Here is a 24,185-nt window from a genome sequence, read left to right as displayed (position 1 = left end):
AATGTCTTCTTATTGCTTTAATGGGGTAAATTATCGAAATGATTCAGTAATATTACTTGTTTTGAAGCTAAAACACGAATGGCTCAACAGGCGATATATTACTTTTTCTTAGCAAATAAAAAGGCTTGATAACTCAGTGTTATCAAGCCTTTTTACAAGCGACAAAAGATGACTCTTTAGCTGTTATTGCATGATTAATTTTTGACGTTCAATAAATTGATGAAACTCAATTTTAGGTGCAATGGCGCCTTTATGTTGGATCACAAATCCTGCTGCTTGGGAGGCTAACTTTATCGCTGTGCTGATATCTGCGCCAGTTAAGCGTGCGCCTAAATACACCCCGTTAAATGAGTCACCCGCTGATGTTGTGTCGACAACATTCGTTACTGGTGTGATTGAGAAATGCTGTTGCTGGCCATTAATCAGATAATTAATGCCGTTTTCACCATTTTTTATCACCAGCTCGTTAATGTCGTAAGGCTGGCAGAACGCAATAATGTCTTCAACGGAGCTAATACCGTAAAGTTGATTAAAGTCATCAACACCTGGCAGTACGACATCGGCCACACTAAACGCAATATCAAACTGTGCCTTTGCCTGGTCTGGACTGTGCCACATTCTTGCGCGGTAGTTAGGGTCAAATACAATACTGACACCCGCTTGCTTACATTGTTTAATCAGTAACCAAAATGCGTCTCGATCTTCTTCCTTAATCACCGCTAAAGAAATGCCTGAAAAAAACACCATATCTGCCTGAGATATTTTACTGATGGCTGCATCGTCAATAAATTGCATGATTTGCTTGGCGGCAGAATCATTGCGCCAGTATGTAAAGCTGCGCTCGCCTTTACTGTCAGTTTGTATTGCATACAGACCAGCAATTTTGTCAGTACTTTTAAAGACCATATCAGTATTAATATTTTCATCTTCAAAGCGCTGCAACATGGCCTGGCTAAAACTATCTTCGCCAATGGCTGTGACAAAGTGCGTGTTAACATCACTAAAGGTACGTTTAAGGTAAACCCCAGTGTTATATACATCACCAGCAAAAGATTGCTGTAAGCTGGTGGCCGTTACACGCTGTAATTCAACCATGCACTCACCAAATAAAAACAGACTCTTCACCGTTATGCCTTCCTTTTTACCGGTTCAATTTTTCCGCCTAACCACAACGAAATTAATGCTAATGGAACTAATGCCGCACCTAAAATAAAGAACGGCGTATAGTCACCACCTTTGGTCATCATCGGTACTAATTGGATGGTGATAATCACGCTTAATACTGCCGATGTGCCACTAATGCCTGCCAAGGTACCAACGGTTTTACCTGAGAAGTAATCGCTAGGTAAGGTTTGTACGTTGCCAATAGCGGTTTGAAAGCCAAATAATATAAGCGCTATAAGGCCCATTGCCATCCAAGGCGTTGCGGCGAGAGATGTGAGTAATAGTGCTGGCAGCATAACCACACAACCTAGGACAATTGCACTACGACGGGCTTTATTTACTGACCAGCCTCGGCTCATTAAGTGGCCGCTAAACCAACCACCAAATAGTGCTCCGATGGCAGCACCTACATAAGGTAACCAAGCAAATGCACCAATTTGTTTAACATCAAAGCCAAATTTTTCGTTTAAATACAATGGTAGCCAAGCAACAAATAACCACCAGATTGGGTCGATAAAGAAACGTGCTGCAATCACTCCCCAAGTTTGACGGTGACGTAATAACTGCCCCATAGTGGGCACATATTCTTTGTCCTGTTGTTTCTCTGAAGTGCATCGTTGTCCGGTTAAGATATGTTGGCGTTCTTCTTCAGTGATCCATGGGTGTGAGTCTGGTGATGATTTATAAACAATCAACCAAGGTAAAATCCAAAGAATACCCAAACTACCAATGACGATAAAGGTTGCCTGCCATCCTAAAAAGGCATACAAAAAGGCAATCAATGGTGGGGCGATAATCGAGCCTAAAGACGCACCAGCATTGAAGATGCCTTGTGCTAGAGCGCGTTCTTTAATCGGAAACCATTCAGCATTCGCTTTGGTTGCGCCAGGCCAGTTACCGGCTTCACCTAGCCCGAGCATGGCTCTAAAAATAGCAAATGAGGTAACGCTTGCTGCAACAGCATGCAGGGCGATTGAGACCGACCACACGACAATGGATAGTAAAAAACCTAGGCGCGTGCCAATAGCATCAAATATCTTACCAAATAGAGACTGACCAATTGCGTATGAGATCATGAACACGGTAATAATGTTGGCATAATCACTTTTATCTAAACCTAAATCTTCTGCAATGCCTGGCCACATAATGGCAAGGGCAGATCGGTCGATGTAGTTAATGACGGTAGCGAGTGCCACTAAGCTGACAACAAGCCAACGTAGGTGCTTCAATTTAAGGGGGACTTTTTTCATGATAAACCCTCAACAAAGTCTTCTCTAGCCGGGCTAAAGGTATCAATTAAAATGCCGCCCGTTGGGCAAACTGCACCATGGTCTACATGAGGTGGCACAAAGAAGCTGTCTCCAGCCGTTAACACCTTAATCACGCCATCGACATTGACATGAAACTCGCCTTCTACCACATACGATACTTGTGAATGGCGATGAGCATGGACATAGCCTTCTGCTCCCTTATCAAACCAAATCTTTACTGCCATGAGTTCATGATTAAATCCAAGCATTTGGCGCTTTAACCCTCCGCCAATATCTTCGATTTCTGTTTGTTCCCCAAATGAAAAATGTTCACTTTGCTGCATGGTGTTTATTCCTTTTTATTTTAATTTTGTGTTACTTGAATTCTTTAATGTCTAATAATTCGGCGCGTCCGCTAAACGGGTATTGCACCCCGTTGACGCTAATGACACTTTGTGTTTCTTGAGTCACAGCGTTATCAGCGTGGTTGATTGCTAATAGATATTGTTGTCCATCGGTAAAGCGTATTTGCACCGCTTCTAGTTCAGCTTGTTGATGATGAATCAGCCCTGCAATATTGCTGGTGGCTTCTAGGGTGTATTCTTTTGATGGGTTGTACTCGCCGTGTGGCTCCATCACGCTGACATAAGTATGATTAGTGGCATTCACTCGGTGAATGAACGACTGCTGTTGGCGTAAGTTCATATCCGGATCGTTGGCACCCAATTGGGTGAATAACATTTGCTCGTTAGTGGCATTGTTGAAGTTAGTATTGACTAACGTGCTATGGGTATAAAAATGGCCGTTATCATTTAACCAAGTGACTTTAGCCAGTTTATTAGCGGCTTTGTCTTTGGCTAGGTTAGCAGTTGCTAACAACCATAGATGTTGGTAACCATTTTCGGTACCCAAAGCAGACAATTGAGTCAGTGACGCTTGTCTGTCAAAGTTGGTATCGATTAATTGCCCTTGATAATGCACTGGTAAGTCGTATTGATGTGGCTTGTTAGCCGTAACACGCATTATATCGATACCAATTACCGCATCACGTTGTTTGATGTTGACTAAGGCGAGAGTGCGCTTAAACGCGACATCATCATAAGCAGTGTCGATAGAAGCCGATGCGATGGTGAGGTCTTGTTTTGCTGAGTAGAAGTGTAATGTCGGGTTATTTTTGTTAGCCGCTTTAAGCTTGCCATTAAAATGACTTTTCTCATCAACAATTAAAGTGTTATGGGCAATGGTTTGTTTAGCCCACGATTCATTTTCAGGTAAATAACGGCCACCAAATTTAGCTTCTACATTTAGAAAACGTGCAGCGCCATAATCGGATACGATTTCATTACCAGCATCGTAAAACTGCCACGTTAACTTATCAAAATGGCCATGACCTAAACCTTGCGCAGTCGCTTTAAATACAATGGCTTGGTCGGTTGCTTTGCCTTGACGCATAACCACTAATGCACCGTCATCACCTTGTTGGCCATCACGGAATAATGTCGAAACGAATGGAAAGGGCTGTTGTAGTTTGTTGTCTAACCCTTGTGCAACTTTGAGCCCATCACCCGTTAATAAAATATTGTGTTGTTGCTGAGCAATATCTAATAAACGTGGATCGCCGTTGAGACCATAAGCAATGGCGACGCCGTTGACGAGTTCAATAGTGTCGATGCCTTTGCTTTTTATCGCATCGTTAAGCGGGAAAAACAGTTTGTTATAACTGAGTTCAACCGTACTCGTAATAGCTTTAAGTAATATACCTTCACGGTATTGAAAAATCTTACGTTGCGGTTCATTTTGCTCAATGGCTTTAGCAAAAGTCACAAATGGCATTAATGCATAACGTTGATAATATGGCCCTTCATTGTAATAACCGTCTGGTGAAAACAATTCGTCCAACTGACGCATAAAACCGCCTTTTTTGGCGAGATTTAAGTCGTACAATGCACGTTCAACCCAAAGTGGCTTATCGAGTACATATCCACTCATACCAACAGCAGCAGTGGCCCAAGTGCCGTGGTTATGCACCTTATTAAAGGTGTGTGGAGATTGTTCTGACAAAAAGAGTGCGGCGGGTATTATTGCACCCGTTTCGATGGTATTACGTTCTGCAGGTGTTAACGCATCATAGATAAAGTCGTACGCCTGAATGGTGTGTACCAACCAAACTGCTTCATTGAGTCCTTGCCAGAAAAGTTTACCTTCATTGTTACTTTTACGCATAGGGTGCAAAGGTAGCGTTGGGTAAAGTGTGGCATATTGCAACAGCATGTCTTTAACGTATTCGGCATATTTTTTATCGCCAGTCAGCTGATAAATAATGCCAGTGTCATACATTTGTTGGTAATTACTTTTATGTTTTTCGTGGGTATAACCACCACCTGCATCTTTGGGTACTGGTACTTCAATTGGCTGAGCCAGTCCCTTGTCCACATTGCTCTGCGTGGTATTGAATGCATTTTGAAATGACCCAGGTTGAGTGATGGCCTGTTTCATGGCTGTCACATCTTGCTGGTTTATGACTAAGTTTGGATGTTGCGCAGCCATTACGGGTAATGAAATAGCGCACGTCATTGACGCCAATAGTGCTATTTTTCCTGCCTGCTTAATGACATGCGTCATCGGGCTTACGCCGGCCGCTATATTGAAGTTTTTCATAGTTTTTGCACTTTATTATTGTTGATATCTGCAGTGTGTTTACCTATTGCAACTAACTCCGTTACTTGTGGGCTAGGTGTATTAGTAAACTGATTATGCGTAATGCGGGTTTGTGGTTCACCGACGGTGTGTTCAACAATAATAACGGCACTGTCGTTAAATTTATTGTGCTCTATTTGGCTCATTTGAACCCCGTGCAATTTCAGTGACGCACCTGTTTTATTGCGCTTACCTTGACCGACTTTAGTGAACACATTGTTGGTTACCGATACATGGGGACCAAAGGTACTCTCATCCGTACCACCGCGGTATACCGAGGCAATAGCACCCTCAATATCGTCAAACTGGTTATTGTCCAATATTAGGTATTCGGTGTTATAAATTCCTAGGTCGTCGGTTTCTTTGTCGAGGCGAAATAAATCCCCGCTAATATGGCGGAACTGGCTATTGCTGACATTAATACTATCTGCAAAGGCGCGACTGCCCGAATCGAAAAAGTGAAATGAATGATTCACATTAAGTTGCTCAACAATGCTGTTTGTCATTTCAAAACGATAATTCGTTAACATGCCCCATTTGCGGGTTCTTACTACGCTATTACCGGCAGCATCAGGGCTGTTTAAGCCAGTAATGACTAGACCATCGAGTTGCAAACTACCGTTGTCTTGAATTTCAAATAGACTAGGGCGTTCAAAGCTGATTATTGCTTGGTGAGCATTAGCGGCTTTAAAGGTTAACGTTTTGTTGATCGCCAGTATTCTGCTGATGTTATATTTACCATCACTGAGTAATAAAATATCGCCTGGTTGAGCTCGTTCAACTGCGCTTGCTAATTCATCGTCACTGGCGCTAACCTTGATGGTGTTGCCAGATTGAAATGCGACAGTAGGCTCTGCTTTTGGATACCAAAGTGTGCCGGTATCTTGCTTTAATGTTGGGGTTAGTTTTTTACTGGCACCGTATGCTGTAAAATTTGCATCACTGGGATATAACAAGCCATTTGCAGCACGTTTCATGGTGATATCTTGTGAACGAATACCTTTAGCCATGAATGGGCTTAACGTTTTTGTCGCAAAATTACTGAGGTTATCGTTAAAGCTAAGTCCGCTAATATCATCATGTAAAGTAAATGGTGCGGTTGGACTAATAAATAGATTGTGGTTTAACTTACTGTCTAGTGGTACCGCTGAACGTTCGCTGTCACTGCCCGCGGCCAGCTCAATATGTTCAAGATTAATAAAGCTATTGTGGTTAATATTGGCGTTGACCACTTGGTGATAACGGTTAATCGTTGAATTGGGTACACCATTCATAATAGTGAAACCACTGCCAAATCGATTACCGGTTAAGCCTTCTAGGTAGTTGTTGGTGATAGTTTGATCGCGGTTAATCACGCGGATCCCACCGGTATGTTCAACGCCATTACCCAAAAACACATTGCTATCAATAATATTACCGTTACCGTGCCTTAAGGTTAATGTACCTCTTGATTCATAAAAGACGTTATTTTGAATACGGTTTTTACCCGACTTGACCGAAATAATTTCAACTTCACCATCGCAGCGATCAAAATAATTATTTTCAACCACGGTAAAGGAATCGGTTAGTGAGTAATGGCTGGTGCCAATTCTGAGAGTTTCGCCACCATTAGAGCCTAAGATTGGGCGAGGACCAAAATAGTTATGATCAATTCGGTGATGATTTTGCTGGCTGCTTTCACTGTCTAAACGCACTGCAACAGTTACGCCTACATTGCGTTTACCAACAAAGTGGTTGTGATCAAGTCGGTTATTTTGTCCATATAAGCTGACCCAATAATCAGACTCTTGACGATCTAGATTGCTGTAGTTATCGATAACCACTTCGGTTACTCGTGAATGATTGGCTAACTGATTTTTATTCTTACGAAATGCAATAACTTCATTACTTGGCGTAAAGCCATTTTTAAATACTAGCCCCGACACCTGTAAATACTCACCAGCCAGTTTAAGGTTCGATTGGCCAGACAGGATTACTTTACCTTTAGTTTCGGCTGTTAATTCAATAGGGGCATTGGCGGTGCCTGTCGCCATAAACAACACTTCAAAATCTTGCCATGTACCATTTTTTAAAATGATTTTATCGCCAGGTTCAACGAGCTTTAGTGCTTGTTTGTACTCAGTTTGGGTAGTCACGAAGCGATCTTTTGCCTGCACGTAGATTGATGGGATGCAAAGCATTAATAAGACTAACAACTGCGTGAATAACCAATGCCTTGACGATGACGTATTGTTATTTGAATGATTCATCTAGTCTCTCGTTTAATACTGTTTAAATGATATCCCCATGGCTACATTAAGTAGTTATCAAAGGGGAAGGCTCAAAAAATTACTTTTTCACCTTAGAGTTTCGTTAGCGCCATAGCATGAATAATCAGCAACTGTGGTGTTATTTCCACGGGGAATTATTTGGGGTTCACCCAACCTGTTCAGAGCTTTGATACAAAGTGACAAGTAATCTGTCACTGTAACGTTAGCCAACAAATTGAGGTCGTCCATTGTCATGCGCATAGTGATTAGAGCTGTCTGGAAATGGTAGGCTGTTTGGCTGGGTCTAACTCTCACGGTATTATTAATTAAGCGTAACCGTAAGTAAGCGTAACCTAGTCCAATTACCTAGCATTTAAGAGACTGTGACGTGCTGTTTTTGTATTGACCCGTTTGTCACTATTGCACGTTCATGATTGGTGAATAGAGATATTAGTGCCGCGTCGTAAATTACTGATCTTGATTGCGGCTTTAATCCTGTTAATCTCAAAGTATTGCTTGTTTTGGTAAATTTCACGTTAACCTCCCCAGATTAGTTGATTTCCTTTTCTTTACGAACACACAAAATTTAAATTATTCTGTTAAATGATCATTTGTGCTTGAATAGAAACTAACCAATCATTAAGATTATGTCAATAAATTGTTTTACCAATTACTAAGATTTTACATTTTTAGTCTATTACCAATATTTTTAAAGGTATGACAATGTGCTATTCTTTCTATATTGAGATTAACATAACATGTAATTTAGTTGTTTGCTGCTAAGGTATTAACCGATAATATGTCAGCATTAACCTGTAAATTGGTTTTACTTTTCGAAGGAAGGTATATGAAAAACCGTCGTTTATTTTGGCGAATAGTCGATACGATTGAAGCCGCTATCGCCAGTGGCGAGTATCCGGTAGGCAGTCGTTTACCCCCAGAGCGTGAGCTTGCTGAAAAGTTTGAAGTAAGCAGGCCAACTATTCGTGAAGCTATTATTGCATTAGAAGTGCGTGAAAAAGTGGAAGTGAAAACGGGTTCTGGCGTATACGTGGTTGACCATCAGCAAAAACCGGTAGCAGTTAATAATGTTAACGCATTTGAATTAACCCAAGCACGTGCTTTAGTTGAAGGTGAAATAGCTGCTTTAGCAGCAAAAACCATTACTGCAGAAGAGCTTGAAAAACTCCATGAAACATTAGTAATGATGAAAGATATGCAAAATGTCGAAGAAGCAGACGAACTGTTTCATCAGATCATCGCATATTCTACTCGTAATGGAGCGTTGATAAATCTGTTTGAAAACATGTGGGCACTGCGTTCATCAAGTAATGAAATCATTGAAGATTATAATATTGTTTGTAGCACAGACAATAATAAAACCTTAGCAGAACATACCGCAATTTATCAGGCATTATCACTGCACGATGCCGCCGAGGCTCGTTTAGCAATGCATAAGCATTTTAATCGCTTAATCAATGTGTTGTTTGATAAATTAGAACAGCAGGCATTAGAAGAAGTTCGTCGGAAAAATAGCGCTAATCGCGACTTGTATTCAATTGAGAGTTTAGTAAAAACAAAAGGTTAATTGCTTTTAAAGCGGATTAGCTTATTGTGATAAAATTAACGCGCTCACGCTTAAGTGTTAGCGCGTTTTTTATGAGAGATATTATGAGGGATGTTGACCATAATATCGGTAAAGATGACTTCATGATTTCAACTGCCAGCTTGAGATAACAAGCAATTTAGTTAACGCCATCAATAATCCTATCCCCAATGCAATGATGTGTCGTATTTTCAGCGGCCACTTTAGCTATTTGTTACATGATTTTTTTGCGCTATTGAAGTTGTAATATTCCACATAAATAGCGACCAATTAAGCAACTTGGTTAGTCAGTTGATGTTCTTTATGGTCAACTTACTCAGAAAATAAGCTGTTAAATTGGTCTTTAAAAATATAAGAAATATCATAATTAGCTTCAATATTATTACAGGCGTTTATTCTCATTAGTTAGGGCCTGTTGATCTTTCAAGGTTATTTTTGCAGCGAATTGTTGGCCATTTGTACAAGGCAGAGACTTTGAGGTGTAGTTATTCTACATAAAAAGTCGATAACACAGTAAAAATGGCCAACAAACGCTGCCCGAAGGGTTCGGCTAAAAACGTTTTACTCTTTGTTGAATGCATTTTGCTTAGATGACTAGGCATCAATCCATTCGCCTCGATTAAAACGTTTTTAACTCGAACAAAATTCAACCAGCAAAGATCAACAGGCCCTAGTGTAGCGGCTGTTCTATCTAGATAAATATGATTGAATTGTGTTGTTACCACTACCCATACTCATTTTGGTAATGTCATTATAGGATTCAGTTTATTTGTGCGCTAACCAATTATACCGACTTGGTAATACCGATAGTGAGTTATTAAGCGAGGGAAGGTATTGGTCATAAGGTCAGTGCTTATTAATCATTCTGTTCACTTATCATTGCGGCTATTGATGCCTCGTTATTGCGAACGAGTGATCAACACAATCGGACATATAGTTATTTATTCAAGGGATATGAACATCACAAATCGATTTGCTGTTAGTTACAACAAAAAGAGATTTGTATCGCCGTTTACACTAATGAATGTTCAGTGGTTATTGGTGCTCGTTAATGTGGGTGTACGAAATAAACAAGGTGTAGTGAGTTGAATTACATACGAGTGAAAGGCTGCACATAAACTGTGTCGGCCATCGCTCGTTACTATCAATATTGGTTTGGTTTTATATGCAGGGTCATGTAGGGGAACATGACCTTAGTACCTCATTAGGACATTATTTTATTGCTTGTAAAATGACAAACTTACCATTAGAGGCAACCGTGGTACAGTTTTTAAAAATGCGGTTTATTTTAACGTGGTAGGCTAAATGTCGATTACCAACGATATGTAATAAACCGCCTTTTTTTAGGCGCTGATGTGCATCAACAAACATTTGCCAAGCGATATGGTCAGTAATGGCTTCACCTTGATGAAACGGAGGGTTACATATCACTAAATCTGGTTCAACATCCGCTGGTAAATTACTCAGGCAATCGTCCCAATGGAAAAAAGCTTGTGGCATTTGTTCAGTTTGAGGATCTTGGGATTGAAGATTTTGAGATGGAGTGTCTAACTCGTTCGCTTGCCAATTATATTTTGCCGAGGCGATAGCCATATCAGAATCATCCACAAAGTAGATTTGCGCATTGGGATAACATTGCTTTGCGTGCAATCCTAAAATACCGTTACCACAGCCTAAGTCTATAATGTGCTTGAATTCACCTTTGGGCATGTTGTCGAGCATAATCCTTGCGCCAATATCGAGCTTATTGGCCGCAAATACATTAGCAAGGTTACTGATAGTGAGTTTGAGCTCATCGACAGTCCAACTCACCGCTTTCGCTAAAGAGCGTTTTTTACCATCGCTAATACAGCTAATTACTCGGGTTTTTTTCCACGCTAAACTGGCGGATGCGGGACCTAGATTTTTTTCAATACTGGCCAATAATGCTGGATTGATTGACTTGGCTTTAGCACCAATCAGAATTTGGGTTCCTGCTGGAAGCACCGTTGATAAACGCGCAAGTTGCTGGCCAAAATAGTGTAGATTTTTCGGTAACTTCATCAGTACTAATTGAATATTTTGTGGCAGTGTTTCGCGGCTGTTTAGCCAATGTATGTTGCTTGATGCCAGTTTGTTGTGTAATAAATTTTGCTGATAACCTAACAAGCTGGTTTTAGCATCCGTTTCGACAAGCAATTCACTGTGTGGGTGTTGCATGGTTAATGCACATGTGAGAGCCCCAAAGTTGTCATTTAGAATGGCGGTAGTGGTTGCTGTTATTTCGGTGTCGATTAAGTACTTTACTAGGTGTTCATCAGCGGCATCCCATGCTTGTAAGTTTGATGCTTGTTGGCTTGGATAACGAAAAAGCTCAAGCTCTATACCTGAACAAGCAAATTGGGTTGTCATGACGGTGTTACCTAATAAAAAGAATATCGATAAAATAGCCCGATATTATCTCAGATAACACTTACTAGCGCGAGGCTTAGGCTTAAACAAGTTGATAGGGATAATTTTGTGGAGTGTCGCTAGTTAACTGATTATCAAAGCTTCCTTGTTTAACTCGTGTTAAGCGACATGTTGAATTTAGGATACAGAACAAGGTGATATTGATTTTTTAACTTTGAAACTAAAACCTAACGTCACGAAAATGGCTATGCTGCAGAGGTGATTGCTATTAATTGCACGCTTCAGTAACATCAATATATTGACTTAAAATAATGGTTTTCAAGGGATATTGATGAAAGGTGCTGGTGGAACGTCAGGTGGAATGGGTCAGTTCTTTATTGGGCTAGTGATGATGTGCGGTGGCTTTTATATGCTATTAAATGCCATTAAAGTGACAAGCTCATTTGGCTTTAGCAGCCATTTATATCAGCTGGGCGGCTTTGGGCTTACCAGCGGAATGGTGATGATACCCTTTATGTTTGGTGTGGGACTGATGTTTTATAATGGCAGAAACATACTTGGATGGTTACTGACATTTGGTTCGTTAGTGGCACTGATTTTTGGCGTGATAAGCTCGATTAATTTTCGATTTTCTTACATGAGTGCATTTGATTTAATCGTTATCTTGGTACTTTGTGTGGGGGGTATAGGGTTGTTTTTACGATCGCTGAAAGCGATTGAAAAACGTTACCCTGAGTTTTAATGTTATGTTTTTTTAAACCTATTGGTGCTTAACATCCGCTTGTTTGAACATCTATAACAGGGCGTGCGGTGGCTGATGTTACTTGCCTGTAACGTAAATAACATGCAGCAACGCCCGCATCCTCTTTAATGACTCCATGCCAATATACCCATGCAGTTATAGACAAAGTACTTTTGCGTTGTTGCCAATCACCTTCGGGAATATTCATTAGCATTGCAATACCTGCGGCTGTTCCATCAGGGTAACCATATGCCAGATTAATATTGTTACCATCAATATTAATCGTGGTTGTCGCCAGCCTTTCAACGCCTGCAATAGCGGCTTTTGAATAAGTTAGCGTTGCCGCAGACTGCATTGCGGTTTCCATTCCGTTCATGGTCGATACTATCGCGTCAGTGCGTAAGTCAAAAAATTTACTTGTCGCGACCACGGCTAATATGGCCAAAATAATAATCACCACAACCAATTCTATTAATGTAAAACCACGTGAAGCTTTTGTACTCTTTTGCATCATTTTTTATCTTAATATTGTTGGCTAAATACTAGCATTATTTTTGGTGGTAGTTGATCAAAGGTTTTGATAACGCGTTGTTAAGGCATCTACAATGTTATGTTTTGTTGTTACTATCAATACATCTTAGTTATTCATGCTGGTTAATACTGTGACGAATTCAACGACTACTTCAACCGAGGCTATTTCTTCTACTAAACAGCCTTTACCCCATCCAGTTTTGCCTTGGATTTTACAGTTTTTGTCGCCTTATCGTATGAAAGTGGTGGCGGCGATAATCTTTTTGTTTATTGGGTCACTAGCATGGCTATCGCTTGGGCAAGGCGTTCGATTGATGGTTGATGAAGGTTTTGTTGCCGATAATGCCGGTCGTTTGAATGAAATTATGTTGTTTATCATTGCGATTACAGCGGTTAGTGGCACAGCGGTTTTTTGTCGTTTCTACCTTATGACCTGGCTTGGTGAGCGGGTCAGTGCTGATATTAGATTACAGGTTTACAATCATTTAATATCGTTATCGCCTGCTTTTTTTGCGACTCAGCGAACCGGCGAAGTTATTTCACGATTTACCGCTGACAGCACCTTACTACAAAGCGTGGTTGGTTCGAGTTTATCTATGGCACTGCGATCAAGTGTGACTGTGATTGGTGGCATCGTTATGATGGCTTTTACCAGTATTAAATTGACCGCCCTAGTGTTGTTAGCGGTTCCTTTGGTATTAGGCCCGGTGATCTTTTTTGGCCGAAAAGTGAGAACCTTGTCGCGTAAAAGTCAAGATAGGGTGGGCGATCTTGGCGCTTATATTGATGAAACCTTACATGAAATTCATACCGTGCAAGCATATACCCACGAAGCTAAAGACCGCCAGCTATTTGCTGACAGGGTCGAGGCGGTAATGGATGTGGCTAAAGGCCGTATTATGTATCGTGCTCTACTGATTTCAACGGTAATGTTTCTAAGTATTGCAGCAATTGCTTTTGTTACATGGATTGGGGCGCAAGATGTTATGTCTGGCAGTATCACTGGTGGTGAGCTGTCTGCATTTATGTTTTATGCCGTGATGGTTGCAGGTGCTGTAGCGACCATCAGTGAAGTGTTTAGCGAAATACAGCGCGCCTCTGGTGCAGCTGAGCGTTTAGTTGAATTAGTTAAAACGCCCGTTGATATACCTCAGCAAGCTGTACCCAATAAGTTACTGTTGCCTGTTAATGGCTTGCTCAGTTTTGATAACGTGTGTTTTGCTTATCCATCTGATTTGGGGCAAGACGTAATCCGCCAGTTATCGATGACTATTGCACCAGGAGAAAGAGTGGCCTTAGTTGGCCCAAGTGGAGCAGGGAAAAGCACCTTATTTGAACTTATGATGCGTTTTTATCAGCCAAAACAAGGGCGAATTTTATTAGATGGTATTGATATTTCGACATTGTCGTTGGCAGACTTACGTCAACAATATGCACTGGTCCCGCAAGAGTCAGTTATTTTTGCTATGAACGTACTCGACAATGTGCGTTACGGCCGCTTAGATGCTAGCGATGAAGAAGTGAAGCAGGCTTGTGTTGCTGCTAAAGCGGATGAGTTTATTAGCGAGTTTACTGAAGGCTATGCAACTTATTTAGGTGAAAGAGGTGTGCGTTTATCTGGTGGTCAAAAGCAACGGATAGCCATTGCCAGAGCCATTTTAGCGAATAGACCATTACTCTTGCTCGATGAGGCAACCAGCGCCTTAGATGCTGTTAGCGAAGTAAAAGTTAAGCAAGCCCTTGATTCACTAATGGCCAAACGTACCACAGTGATTATTGCCCACCGATTAGCGACGGTGATTAATGCCGATCGGATTTTTGTAATAGATAAAGGCCAATTAGTAGCCACTGGTACCCATAGCGAATTAATGATTAGCAATGAGTTATATCGTGAATTTGCCAGTTTACAGCTATTAATGGATAACGATGACCTAATGACCTAATGACCTAATGACCTAATGACCTAATGACCTAATGAGCCAAGTAAGCTGACAATTGATTACCTCATTGTTTAGTTTAATTACTAACCCATAAAAAAAGATGCTACAGCATCTTTTTTTATGGGTTATCGACAGAGAGTCACCTTAGGGCGACGATTGAAACTATCGATAGGTAATTACGCTGGTTTGCGTAATTCACGACGTAAAATTTTACCTACAGTGCTTTTGGGCAGCTGTTCGGTAAATTCAATTATACGCGGGACTTTATAAGCTGTGAGTTGGCTACGACAATAATCGTTAATGACCTGCTTTGTCTCATCGATATTAGTCGTTGATTGTTTTAGCACAATCACTGCTTTTACCGCTTCGCCAGAACGTTCATCTTCAACACCTACCACAGCACACTCCAACACTAACTCGTGGGTCGAAAGTACGTCTTCGACTTCATTAGGGTAGACGTTAAAGCCAGAGACAATAATCATATCTTTTTTACGATCGACAATGGTGTGATAACCATCTTCACTGGCAATGCCAATATCACCGGTTTTAAAAAATCCATCTTTGGTCATAACGTTTGCGGTTTCTTCGGGTTTATGCCAATAACCTTGCATCACCTGTGGACCACGTACAGCAAGTTCACCAGCTTGACCAATAGCGACCTCATTATCATCCATATCGAGGACCTTAACTTCAGTGCCCAATACTGGTTTACCAATAGTGCCCAGACGTTGATGCCCTGGTGCATTAAGGCTAACAACTGGAGAGGTCTCAGACAAACCATAACCTTCTGAAATCATACAGTGGGTAGTCTGTTGCCATAAGTTAGCCGCAGCACTGGTTAATGCGGTACCACCTGAAATAGTTATTTTCATTTTACTGAAATCTAAGGCTTTAAATTCTGGTTGATGACATAAACCAACAAATAGAGTGTTTAAGCCAGCGAACCCAGTAAATGGATAAGCTTTCATAGTATTAATTAACCCTGCGATATCGCGAGGATTAGGGATTAATACAGAACAACTACCCGATTCAAAGTACAACACTAAATTAACCATAAAAGCATAGATATGGTAAATAGGTAATGGTGCGACAAATACATCATGTCCTTCGTCCATAGTGCTGGCAATTCGTGACTTTACTTGGCCTGAATTGGCTAAAAGGTTGCCATGATTGAGCATGGCGCCTTTAGATAAACCTGTTGTACCACCAGTATATTGCAGCGCAATTAAGTCATCATGATTTGGTTTTATTGTCTGGTATAAATGCTTTGCACCCTCAGCAAGCACGCTCAAAAATGTGACTTTAGCAAACGGGGTTTCTGGTTGCTCTTGTGGCTGAATCAGATCCATTGCGTGCGTTGAAATGACCAACTCTACGGGGGTATTGTTGATGACATTAGTTAAGGTTGGCAGTAGATCTGACAATACTATTAATGCTTTAGCCCCAGAATCATTAAATTGATGAGTGAGCTCACGTTCAGTGTACATCGGGTTAGTATTGACCAGCACCATACCCGCACGAATGACGCCATAGGCTGCAATAGCAAATTGAGTAATATTTGGCAGCTGAATGGCAACTCTGTCGCCCGCTTGCAATGAGGTGCAATACTGTAAGTAACTGGCAAAATGACGTGAGTCACGTTCTATTTCGCTAAAAGTAGTACTTTTTCCCAGACAGGCATAGGCCGTGTTATCAGCAAACTTGTCACAAGCTTTTTCGATTAAATCAACAATTGATGTGTATTGGTGTAAGTTGAGTGTTGAATCCGCATCATAAGCCATGCTATCCCCTTTCATTTTTGGGTTGTTATTATAAAATCAAACGTCCGTTTAGATTTTAATGACTAACCTACACGGGTCATTATCAATTGGCAAAGGTTCACTGAGATTGAGTCGAAATTAGATTATTGATTTTAATTGTTTGTTTAAAACGATTGTTATGGAAATGCCGTTATAAAAGAAGCTTATTTACGTAAACTTATGGTTACAGCTAATTTTTATGTTAATGGTGTTAAAAAAGTTTTTTTGTTGAAAACAATTGATTATGTGATGTATGTCACCAAAAATCAATTGCTTAGGCATTTTGTTTGCCGCTATTTCTTTAGCGTATGCTTATTTATCCCAAAAAGTGTTAGCAATTGTGTTTTAATTGTTATAAAAATGTAGTCGAGATAGGGAGTATTTCGATAGGGATAGACATGTTTTTCATTTGTTTTTGAAGAATATCGTCAACAAACAACAATAATAAGCAGTTGAGAACATAATAATGATGCAATCAAAAAAATCTAAATTTGGTATCAGCTCGTTGAGCTTAGCCATTTCATTTGCACTTGCCGGAATAGTGATGAGCACTCAAGCTTTTGCTGCAGACGAAGAAGCCGTAAAGAAAGAAAACGTTGAAAAAATCGCTGTAGTAGGTTCTCGTGCTGCCCCCCGTTCTATTGGCGACTCACCGGTACCCATTGATATTATTAGTAGTGATGACCTGAAAAAGAACGGTTCGACTGACATGATTGATATGTTGGTAACATCTGTACCTTCTTTTAACTCTCGTGCGCAACCTATTAGTGACGCCGCAACACTAGTACGTCCGGTTAATTTACGTGGTTTACCGTCTGACAGCACGCTTATTTTGGTTAACGGCAAGCGCCGTCACCGTGCATCAGTTATTGCTTTCCAAGGTGGTGGCATTAACGATGGTGCTCAAGGTCCAGATATTTCAGTTATTCCTGGAGTGGCATTAAAACAAGTTGAAGTACTACGTGACGGCGCTGCAGCGCAGTACGGTTCGGATGCAATTGCTGGCGTGATGAACTTTGTATTAAAAGATGACTCTGAAGGCGGTTCAATTACCGTGAGTCAGGGTGAATATTACGAAGGTGACGGCGCAGCAACCACTATTGACGGTAATATTGGTTTACCGCTAACAGATGATGGCTTCATTAATATCAGTGCGCAATATAAAACTGCCGATGCGACCAGTCGCAGTGTACAGCGTCCAGATGCTTTTGATATTGCTGATGCGGGTAACACATCAATTCAAGACCCGGCGCAAACTTGGGGTAACCCAGAGATTAAAGATGACTTTACCGTATTCGTAAACTCAGGTTTTGATGTTAATGATAAAACCCATTTATACGCATTTGGTAACTTATCTTCACGTAAAGCAACAGGTGGTTTTTATTATCGTAATCCACATAATCGCGGTAACGTTTACTCGGTTGATGGCGGCGAAAACTTATTGGTAGGTGACGTTGGGTTAGCCACTGATGGCGTTGCAACATGTAACAACATGGGTGTACCCATTCCTAAAATAGATACTGATGGTGATGGTATTCCAGATAAAGACGGAAACGTACTAGACACTGATGCGTACAAAGCGATGGTAGCCGATCCAAATTGTTTCTCGATGAACCAAATTCGTCCAGGCGGCTATACACCGCAGTTCACTGGTAAAATTGAAGACATGTCTTTCTTTGCTGGTATTAAAGGCGAGCTAGGGGAGTGGATGTATGATGTTAGCGGCGGTACCGGTAGCAACAAAGCTAGCTTTGGTTTAAAAAACTCACTTAACCCTTCAATGGGTTTAGATACACCAACTGACTTTGATACCGGTTCATACGAGCAAATAGAAACGACCTTTAATGCTGATTTTAGTCGATTTGTGACCATTGGTAGCTTAGAAGATATTAGCTTTGCTACTGGTGTTGAATGGCGAGAAGAGTCATTTGAGATTGGTCAAGGTGATGAAGCTTCTTGGATTGCAGGCCCTTATGCTGATCAAGGTTTCAACATTGGCTCACACGGTTTTAAAGGTTTTGGTCCTGAATCAGCGGGTAAAAATGACCGAAGCAATCTTGGTGTTTATACCGATATTGAAGCATATTTAACCGAAGACTTATTGTTAGGTCTTGCACTTCGTTATGAAGATTTCTCTACTTTTGGTGACACATTAAACTACAAGTTAACCGCGCAGTATGTTGCAACCGATGAATTATCATTCCGTGCATCACACAGTACTGGTTTCCGTGCGCCAACTGTTGGTCAAGAAAATGTAGTGAATACTCAAACATCGATTGTTAATGGTGACTTGATTCAAACCTTTATTGCTCCACCAACAAACCCATTAGCGGCTTTTTATGGTGGCGAAGTACTTAAACCAGAAGAGTCTGTTAGCTATGCGGCTGGTTTTGTATATCAATATGAGAACTTGTTCTTAACGGTTGATTACTACAACATCGAAGTTACTGGTCGTATTGCACAATCAAGTCAAATTTCGGTTAAAGCAAGTGACTATGATGCATTAAGAGCCGCTGGTGTTGAATTCCCTGAGTTAATCTCTGCGGTAACTTTCTACACTAATGACTTTGATACAACGACTCAAGGTGTTGATGTTGTAGCGTCTTACACTACAGAAATGCTATCAGGTGATGCCAAGTTCAGCTTAGCATATGGTTGGACTGATACCAGTGTTGATAAGTATGACCCTGAAACAACTGATGCTGGTAAGGTACGCCGTTTAGAAGATGGTATACCTGCACATCGTGCTACCCTTACTTGGGGCCAAAGCTGGGATGATTTAAGCATGTCAGTTCGTGGCAATATGTTTGGTGAATACTATGCCACTCATGCTGATGATACTTCTGATTGGGGTTCTGAAACGGCTGATGCTGCAGTGACTATCGATCTTGAAGTGAGTTATGCAGTGCTTGATAACTTAACCGTATCATTAGGTGCTAATAACATCTTCGATCAAGAAGCGCAGAAGTTGAAAGACGGCACATTAGGTGAGCTAGGTGCGGTGTACTATGAAAGTGGTCCATTTGATTACAACGGCGGTTTCTATTATGGCCGTGTAAATTATCGCTTTTAAGCGTTAGCGACATGTAAAATACAAATCAAAAACTAAAAAGACTGCTGCGGCAGTCTTTTTTATTGAGAGCATTTTTAAGTATCTTTCTTGAAGACTAAATATTTCTTGAAGATTAAGTATCTTATTTGACGACTAAAGCTAATGCTCGATACACATCGTCAATAATCAGCGCTTTAGGCAACTCAATACCCTCAGGGTAGGATGATCCATAGATTTTATTAAACGGCGTGCCAGCAGCCCCTTGTTGCCCCATATATTGCTCAATAACGGCATCGGCTTGGGTCCAGTTACCTTGCATAAGAATAATGTGCTGTTGGTTTAATTGATTTACGACTTGTTCGCGATGAAGTACGTTGGCTTTATTCGTTTGGCAGGGTACACACCAGTCGGCTGTTATATCGACAAACACAATATAACCTTGTGCAACATAGCCAGCAATTTTCTCTGATTCAAGCGGCTGCCAGCGCAATGTTTGGTAAGCTTGGTAGTTTTCGCCTTTATTAACAAACGCAATAACGCCTGCAAAACAGATCCCCATAAAAATGAGCATTACTATCACCAAGGTTGGAATCGATTTACCTTTAATTTTAGCCAATATCAATATCCCTACGGCGCTAAAAATAACCAAGAGTAATATCATCATTAATGTTGCCATAGGTTTGTCCTGTAAATACGTTAATATATCAATCCATATCAGTGGCGCTAGATTAGCAGTGCACACTTAATTGGTTGTTAAACGTTATTTTCACACAAAAATTGATGATTAAGTAACTGTAAAGAAGAGGTGTTATGACATTAAGTACTTGGCTGGGGCTATTAGCAATATGCTGTCTGGGAGCTATGTCTCCAGGGCCTAGTTTAGCCATGGTGGTAAGGCATACTCTCAGTGGTGGGAGATTACACGGAGTAGTGTGTGCTTGGGCGCATTCAATTGGGATTGGTATATATGCTCTTGTGACCTTGTTAGGTTTGGCCGCAATATTGAAAGCGTCGCCATTAATTTTTAATACTATAGCGCTAACAGGGGCGATTTACTTAGCTTGGATGGGCATTCAAGCTCTTGGGTCTAAAGGGGGAATGCAGCAGAAATTAGCAGCAGGACAACCTACTAGTTTATGGGTTGCTGCCCGAGATGGTTTAGCTATTTCACTTTTTAATCCAAAGATTTTATTATTTTTTCTCGCCTTATTTAGTCAGTTTGTATTGGCTGCTCAAACGATAACGGGCCAAGCGTTGATTGTATTTACGCCGCTCATTATTGATGGCGTGTGGTACACCATTATTGCATTTGTATTATCGCATTCAGCTGTATTGCCTAAATTACGTGAAAAGACAAAATTGATAGATAGACTGTCAGGTGTTGTACTGATTTTACTATCAATTAGAGTTGTCTACACGTTGTTTTAGCGCTCAGTTTTAATCGGCTACTCGTGGTTGATATTGACTGGAAAGATGAATTTATAGAGTGAGTATCGAGGATTAATCGTACGAAAGTCTACTATTAGCAGGTTAAAGTCATCCCTAGCGGTAATCTGCTAGGGATGTTGATAGATAGCTAAGTTTGATTACTGTGACTAATCACTGTGACTAATCATTGTATCTAATAGAGATTAGACGCCTTTAAACATCTGCACGCTATCATCATTTTTTTGTTCTTGTTGCTCAGCAGCTACAGGTGGGTTAGCAATATGATCTTCTAAATTTTCTTTTAGCATGGCTTTAAATTCATCAGAGAACCAAGCTAATGCATGATCTTTTTCAGCTGCAAGATCAGCTGATTTAATAGAGGCTTCGAACGCATTAAAACGTGCTGAGGCAAATCTCATTGCAGTACCCACTTTACCAATATCATTTTCTTGTTGGCTTAGTTGATTAGCTAGGGCAATAAATTGATCAGCAATTTGATACATGGTTAATTCTGTTTTGGTTTCAGACATCAGATCCACTTTGTTGGTAAGTTAATTTTCCACTGAGTGTAACGTTTTTATTTGAAAATATCAGGTAAAAAATTAGCTGTTGGGATCTGAATCGACTAAGACTTGGCCGTTACGTGAGTCATAATATATCGACATAAGTGCTAATGAGTTGTAGTTATATCGACATTGATCTGGGTTGATATATTCAGCTTGATAATCAGAGGTACCTCTATCTGTACTGTTGGAAACACTTGGACCATCCTGTAACAGAGTAGGCCATATTGAGAGGCAGTCATTAATATTATTAAGTCTTGGAGAAGCTTCGTAAGGTGGATAATTTTGTGCGGGATAACCCCATAAATTCATATCAAGTTCGCCATCGGCTCCCGCCTGGCTGAAAATAGCTAAATTATCAGCGGGACCTGAATAACCCATAACGGCCCATTTTATGTGCGCCAATGATACCGCTGAAGAAAATGCTCCACCAGTGGCTTTTACCGTTGCGATTTTAGCATCTTGGCCTAAATCGATAAACTTTGGTAAGGCAACAACCGCAATAATCCCAAGTATGATGATAACAACGACCAGTTCAATAAGGGTAAAACCATTTTTAGCGGTGTTTTTGTTATTGTCTGAATTCTGGTGTAATAGCATCATAATTAGTCATAAGAGTGATTAATCTGTTAATAGTAAACTAAAGACTGAGTAGTTTACTAACTTATCGCTTACTTTTTAAGGAATATATGTAGATGACTTCCCATTGGCAAGAGCTGTTTGAACAACAACAAACACAGCCATATTATCAACATTTGCAGAACTTTATAGCTTCACAAAGAGCGGATGATAAAGTTGTTTATCCACCAGATGATGAAGTGTTTGCCGCTTTTGATTTAACACCACTGTCAGAGGTTAAAGTGGTGATATTAGGCCAAGACCCTTACCACGGGCCTAATCAAGCCCAGGGGCTGTCTTTTTCGGTTAAAAAAGGCATAAAACCACCGCCATCATTAGCTAACATTTATAAAGAATTAACGAATGACATCGAAGGTTTTACAACACCTGAACACGGCGATTTAAGCGCTTGGGCTAAGCAAGGGGTACTATTATTAAATACTGTGCTGACGGTTGAGCAGGGATTCGCTCATTCACACGCTAAATCTGGCTGGGAGACATTTACCGACAGTGTACTAAAGCAGTTAGATCAACAAGCGTCACCGATTATAGTTGTCTGTTGGGGCAATCATGCAATTAAGAAAGGTCGGCTTATCACAGCCTCTCATCACCATGTGCTGAACGGTCCTCATCCATCACCGTTATCGGCTTATCGTGGCTTTTTTGGTTGTGGTCATTTTTCAAGTATAAATCGATTGTTAATTGAGCAGGGCAGCAAACCAATAAATTGGCAGATTTGATTATAAAAAAGGTGTGAATATTAAATTCACACCTTTTTTATTAATATTATTATCAGAAAAATATAGTCTTCAAAAATGAACCTATATTAACCATTCAAACGCAAATTACCGTTAACTACTGCGATTAACTGACAAATGAGCGAGTGAAATTAATGCTTGTTTATAACTGTTATCTGGAAAAATACTGAGTGCATCAATCGCTTTCTGCGCTTCAACTTGAGCCTTTTCTTGAGTATAAATCAATGCTCCAGACTCCTCTAACGCCACTAATATCTCATCAATAGCTTTAGTGCCATCGCTTTGCTCAATTGCTTGCCTAATAAGCTTTTTAGCCGTGTCAGAACCATTTTCCATGGCATAAATTAACGGTAATGTAGGTTTGCCTTCAGCAAGATCATCGCCAATATTTTTACCTAGTTCATCGGCGTTAGCCGTATAATCAAGTAAGTCATCGGTTAATTGAAAAGCTGTGCCGAGATATTTGCCGTAATCAGCTAATGCTTGTTCTTGTTCTGGGCTGACATTGGCTAAAACACCGGCTAACTGAGTTGCTGCTTCAAACAATTTTGCCGTTTTACAATAGATAACGCGCATGTAGTTTGCTTCAGTGGTATCAGGGTCATTGCAGTTCATCAACTGTAACACCTCACCTTCAGCGAGTACGTTAGTAGTATGAGCGAGAACTTGCAGCACTTTCATGTTGTCGAGTTCGGTCATCATTTGAAATGAACGAGTATATAAAAAGTCACCTACGAGCACGCTTGCGCTATTACCAAATAAGGCATTGGCTGTTTCACGGCCCCGACGCAGTGTCGATTCATCAACAACATCGTCATGCAATAAAGATGCGGTATGTATAAATTCGATAATTGCCGCGAGTTTAAGGTGATGTTCGCCTTGGTAGTCAACGGCTCGCGCGGCTAATACTGATAATAACGGGCGTAAGCGCTTACCACCGCCATTGATAATGTAAAAGCCTAATTGATTAATTAGGGCTACATCAGATTCAAGTTGTTTGTATATCAGCTGATTGACTGCTTGCATATCAGTGTCAGCCAGTTGACGAATGGCGTTTAAATCCATAATAGTCTCTGGTTGTTGGGCGACAGGCTTTGCACCCTTAATTAGTCATATCGAATTAGAACGCATATCTTACAGGATATTAGTGCTATTTTTCAAAGTATGTATTTCCATAATTGAGCTTACATAATCCTGATTTTGCGATAGTTTGCTGGATTAGTCTCAATTTACCTATAAAATGTAGGTATAAATGAACACCATCATGTTAACTAAATTTTAAACACGGCACATTAGCTATTAATGAATAGTGTGCAGTAATAAGGTCTTTTTTATTTGATAGTGAATAATGACTTGCCGGATGATAATTCTTCGCGTAGAATCCGCGCCCATTGTCA

General features: G+C 40.5%; 18 protein-coding genes. 6 read left to right on the top strand and 12 right to left on the bottom strand.

The window, feature by feature from the left end; all coding sequences use genetic code 11:
• Positions 1 to 183 precede the first annotated feature (183 nt).
• The 5 genes from EGC82_RS17635 to EGC82_RS17615 are packed head-to-tail and all read right to left on the bottom strand — an operon-like array spanning position 184 to position 7,360.
• Positions 184 to 1,125 carry a sugar kinase gene (locus EGC82_RS17635; RefSeq protein WP_124731912.1) on the bottom strand — a complete coding sequence of 314 codons (942 nt, stop codon included), beginning with the start codon at positions 1,123 to 1,125 and terminating at the stop codon, positions 184 to 186.
• Positions 1,126 to 1,127: 2 nt separating this feature from the next.
• A complete protein-coding gene (locus EGC82_RS17630; RefSeq protein WP_124731911.1) occupies positions 1,128 to 2,414 on the bottom strand; it encodes an MFS transporter in 1,287 nt (428 codons plus the stop codon).
• Complete coding sequence (locus tag EGC82_RS17625; protein WP_011638548.1) at positions 2,411 to 2,758, bottom strand: cupin domain-containing protein; 348 nt, start codon at positions 2,756 to 2,758, stop codon at positions 2,411 to 2,413. The genes EGC82_RS17630 and EGC82_RS17625 overlap by 4 nt, the downstream gene beginning before the upstream one ends.
• Before the next feature lie 31 nt (positions 2,759 to 2,789).
• Positions 2,790 to 5,036 (bottom strand): heparinase II/III domain-containing protein, encoded by a 2,247-nt coding sequence (locus EGC82_RS17620; protein WP_164839241.1) that lies wholly within the window; start codon positions 5,034 to 5,036, stop codon positions 2,790 to 2,792.
• 32 nt (positions 5,037 to 5,068) lie between these two features.
• On the bottom strand, positions 5,069 to 7,360 hold the full coding sequence (locus EGC82_RS17615; RefSeq protein ID WP_124731909.1) for a chondroitinase-B domain-containing protein: 2,292 nt from the start codon (positions 7,358 to 7,360) through the stop codon (positions 5,069 to 5,071).
• Positions 7,361 to 8,207: 847 nt separating this feature from the next.
• On the opposite strand from EGC82_RS17615, the gene EGC82_RS17610 reads away from it, so the two are divergent.
• Entirely contained in the window at positions 8,208 to 8,948 is a 741-nt protein-coding gene (locus EGC82_RS17610) for a FadR/GntR family transcriptional regulator (protein WP_011638545.1), read from the top strand.
• A gap of 1,230 nt (positions 8,949 to 10,178) precedes the next feature.
• On the opposite strand, the gene EGC82_RS17600 is transcribed toward EGC82_RS17610, so the two are convergent.
• Entirely contained in the window at positions 10,179 to 11,357 is a 1,179-nt protein-coding gene (locus EGC82_RS17600) for a methyltransferase (protein WP_124731908.1), read from the bottom strand.
• 331 nt (positions 11,358 to 11,688) lie between these two features.
• Here EGC82_RS17600 and EGC82_RS17595 point away from each other — a divergent pair, with 331 nt between their 5' ends.
• Positions 11,689 to 12,099 carry a hypothetical protein gene (locus tag EGC82_RS17595; RefSeq protein ID WP_124731907.1) on the top strand — a complete coding sequence of 137 codons (411 nt, stop codon included), beginning with the start codon at positions 11,689 to 11,691 and terminating at the stop codon, positions 12,097 to 12,099.
• A 28-nt stretch (positions 12,100 to 12,127) separates the two neighbouring features.
• On the opposite strand, the gene EGC82_RS17590 is transcribed toward EGC82_RS17595, so the two are convergent.
• The gene (locus EGC82_RS17590; RefSeq protein WP_124731906.1) at positions 12,128 to 12,613 is read right to left on the bottom strand and encodes a pilus assembly FimT family protein; all 486 of its coding nucleotides are present in this window, start codon (positions 12,611 to 12,613) and stop codon (positions 12,128 to 12,130) included.
• A 133-nt stretch (positions 12,614 to 12,746) separates the two neighbouring features.
• Here EGC82_RS17590 and EGC82_RS17585 point away from each other — a divergent pair, with 133 nt between their 5' ends.
• The gene (locus EGC82_RS17585; RefSeq protein ID WP_164839157.1) at positions 12,747 to 14,573 is read left to right on the top strand and encodes an ABC transporter transmembrane domain-containing protein; all 1,827 of its coding nucleotides are present in this window, start codon (positions 12,747 to 12,749) and stop codon (positions 14,571 to 14,573) included.
• Between the two features lie 173 nt (positions 14,574 to 14,746).
• Here the strand turns inward: EGC82_RS17585 and EGC82_RS17580 are convergent, their stop codons facing one another.
• The gene (locus EGC82_RS17580; protein ID WP_124731905.1) at positions 14,747 to 16,351 is read right to left on the bottom strand and encodes an AMP-binding protein; all 1,605 of its coding nucleotides are present in this window, start codon (positions 16,349 to 16,351) and stop codon (positions 14,747 to 14,749) included.
• A gap of 484 nt (positions 16,352 to 16,835) precedes the next feature.
• Here EGC82_RS17580 and EGC82_RS17575 point away from each other — a divergent pair, with 484 nt between their 5' ends.
• Complete coding sequence (locus tag EGC82_RS17575; RefSeq protein WP_124731904.1) at positions 16,836 to 19,442, top strand: TonB-dependent receptor plug domain-containing protein; 2,607 nt, start codon at positions 16,836 to 16,838, stop codon at positions 19,440 to 19,442.
• A gap of 121 nt (positions 19,443 to 19,563) precedes the next feature.
• Here EGC82_RS17575 and EGC82_RS17570 read toward each other — a convergent pair whose 3' ends face one another.
• A complete protein-coding gene (locus tag EGC82_RS17570) occupies positions 19,564 to 20,097 on the bottom strand; it encodes a thioredoxin family protein (protein ID WP_124731903.1) in 534 nt (177 codons plus the stop codon).
• A 134-nt stretch (positions 20,098 to 20,231) separates the two neighbouring features.
• Between EGC82_RS17570 and EGC82_RS17565 the strand changes: the two genes are divergently transcribed.
• Complete coding sequence (locus EGC82_RS17565) at positions 20,232 to 20,849, top strand: LysE family translocator (protein ID WP_124731902.1); 618 nt, start codon at positions 20,232 to 20,234, stop codon at positions 20,847 to 20,849.
• A gap of 203 nt (positions 20,850 to 21,052) precedes the next feature.
• Here EGC82_RS17565 and EGC82_RS17560 read toward each other — a convergent pair whose 3' ends face one another.
• Both EGC82_RS17560 and EGC82_RS17555 read right to left on the bottom strand, forming a co-directional pair.
• Positions 21,053 to 21,379 (bottom strand): DUF3144 domain-containing protein, encoded by a 327-nt coding sequence (locus tag EGC82_RS17560; protein ID WP_124731901.1) that lies wholly within the window; start codon positions 21,377 to 21,379, stop codon positions 21,053 to 21,055.
• Positions 21,380 to 21,451: 72 nt separating this feature from the next.
• Entirely contained in the window at positions 21,452 to 22,012 is a 561-nt protein-coding gene (locus EGC82_RS17555) for a prepilin-type N-terminal cleavage/methylation domain-containing protein (RefSeq protein WP_124732696.1), read from the bottom strand.
• 95 nt (positions 22,013 to 22,107) lie between these two features.
• Between EGC82_RS17555 and ung the strand changes: the two genes are divergently transcribed.
• Positions 22,108 to 22,770 (top strand): uracil-DNA glycosylase, encoded by a 663-nt coding sequence (gene ung, locus EGC82_RS17550; protein WP_124731900.1) that lies wholly within the window; start codon positions 22,108 to 22,110, stop codon positions 22,768 to 22,770.
• A 111-nt stretch (positions 22,771 to 22,881) separates the two neighbouring features.
• Here ung and ispB read toward each other — a convergent pair whose 3' ends face one another.
• Positions 22,882 to 23,853, bottom strand: coding sequence for an octaprenyl diphosphate synthase (gene ispB, locus EGC82_RS17545; protein ID WP_124731899.1), 972 nt, complete (start codon positions 23,851 to 23,853; stop codon positions 22,882 to 22,884).
• Positions 23,854 to 24,185 lie beyond the last annotated feature (332 nt).

Source organism: Shewanella livingstonensis (assembly GCF_003855395.1).
Taxonomy (GTDB): domain Bacteria; phylum Pseudomonadota; class Gammaproteobacteria; order Enterobacterales; family Shewanellaceae; genus Shewanella; species Shewanella livingstonensis.
Note: the sequence above shows the minus strand (reverse complement) of the source record. Positions and strands in the feature narration are given on the sequence as shown.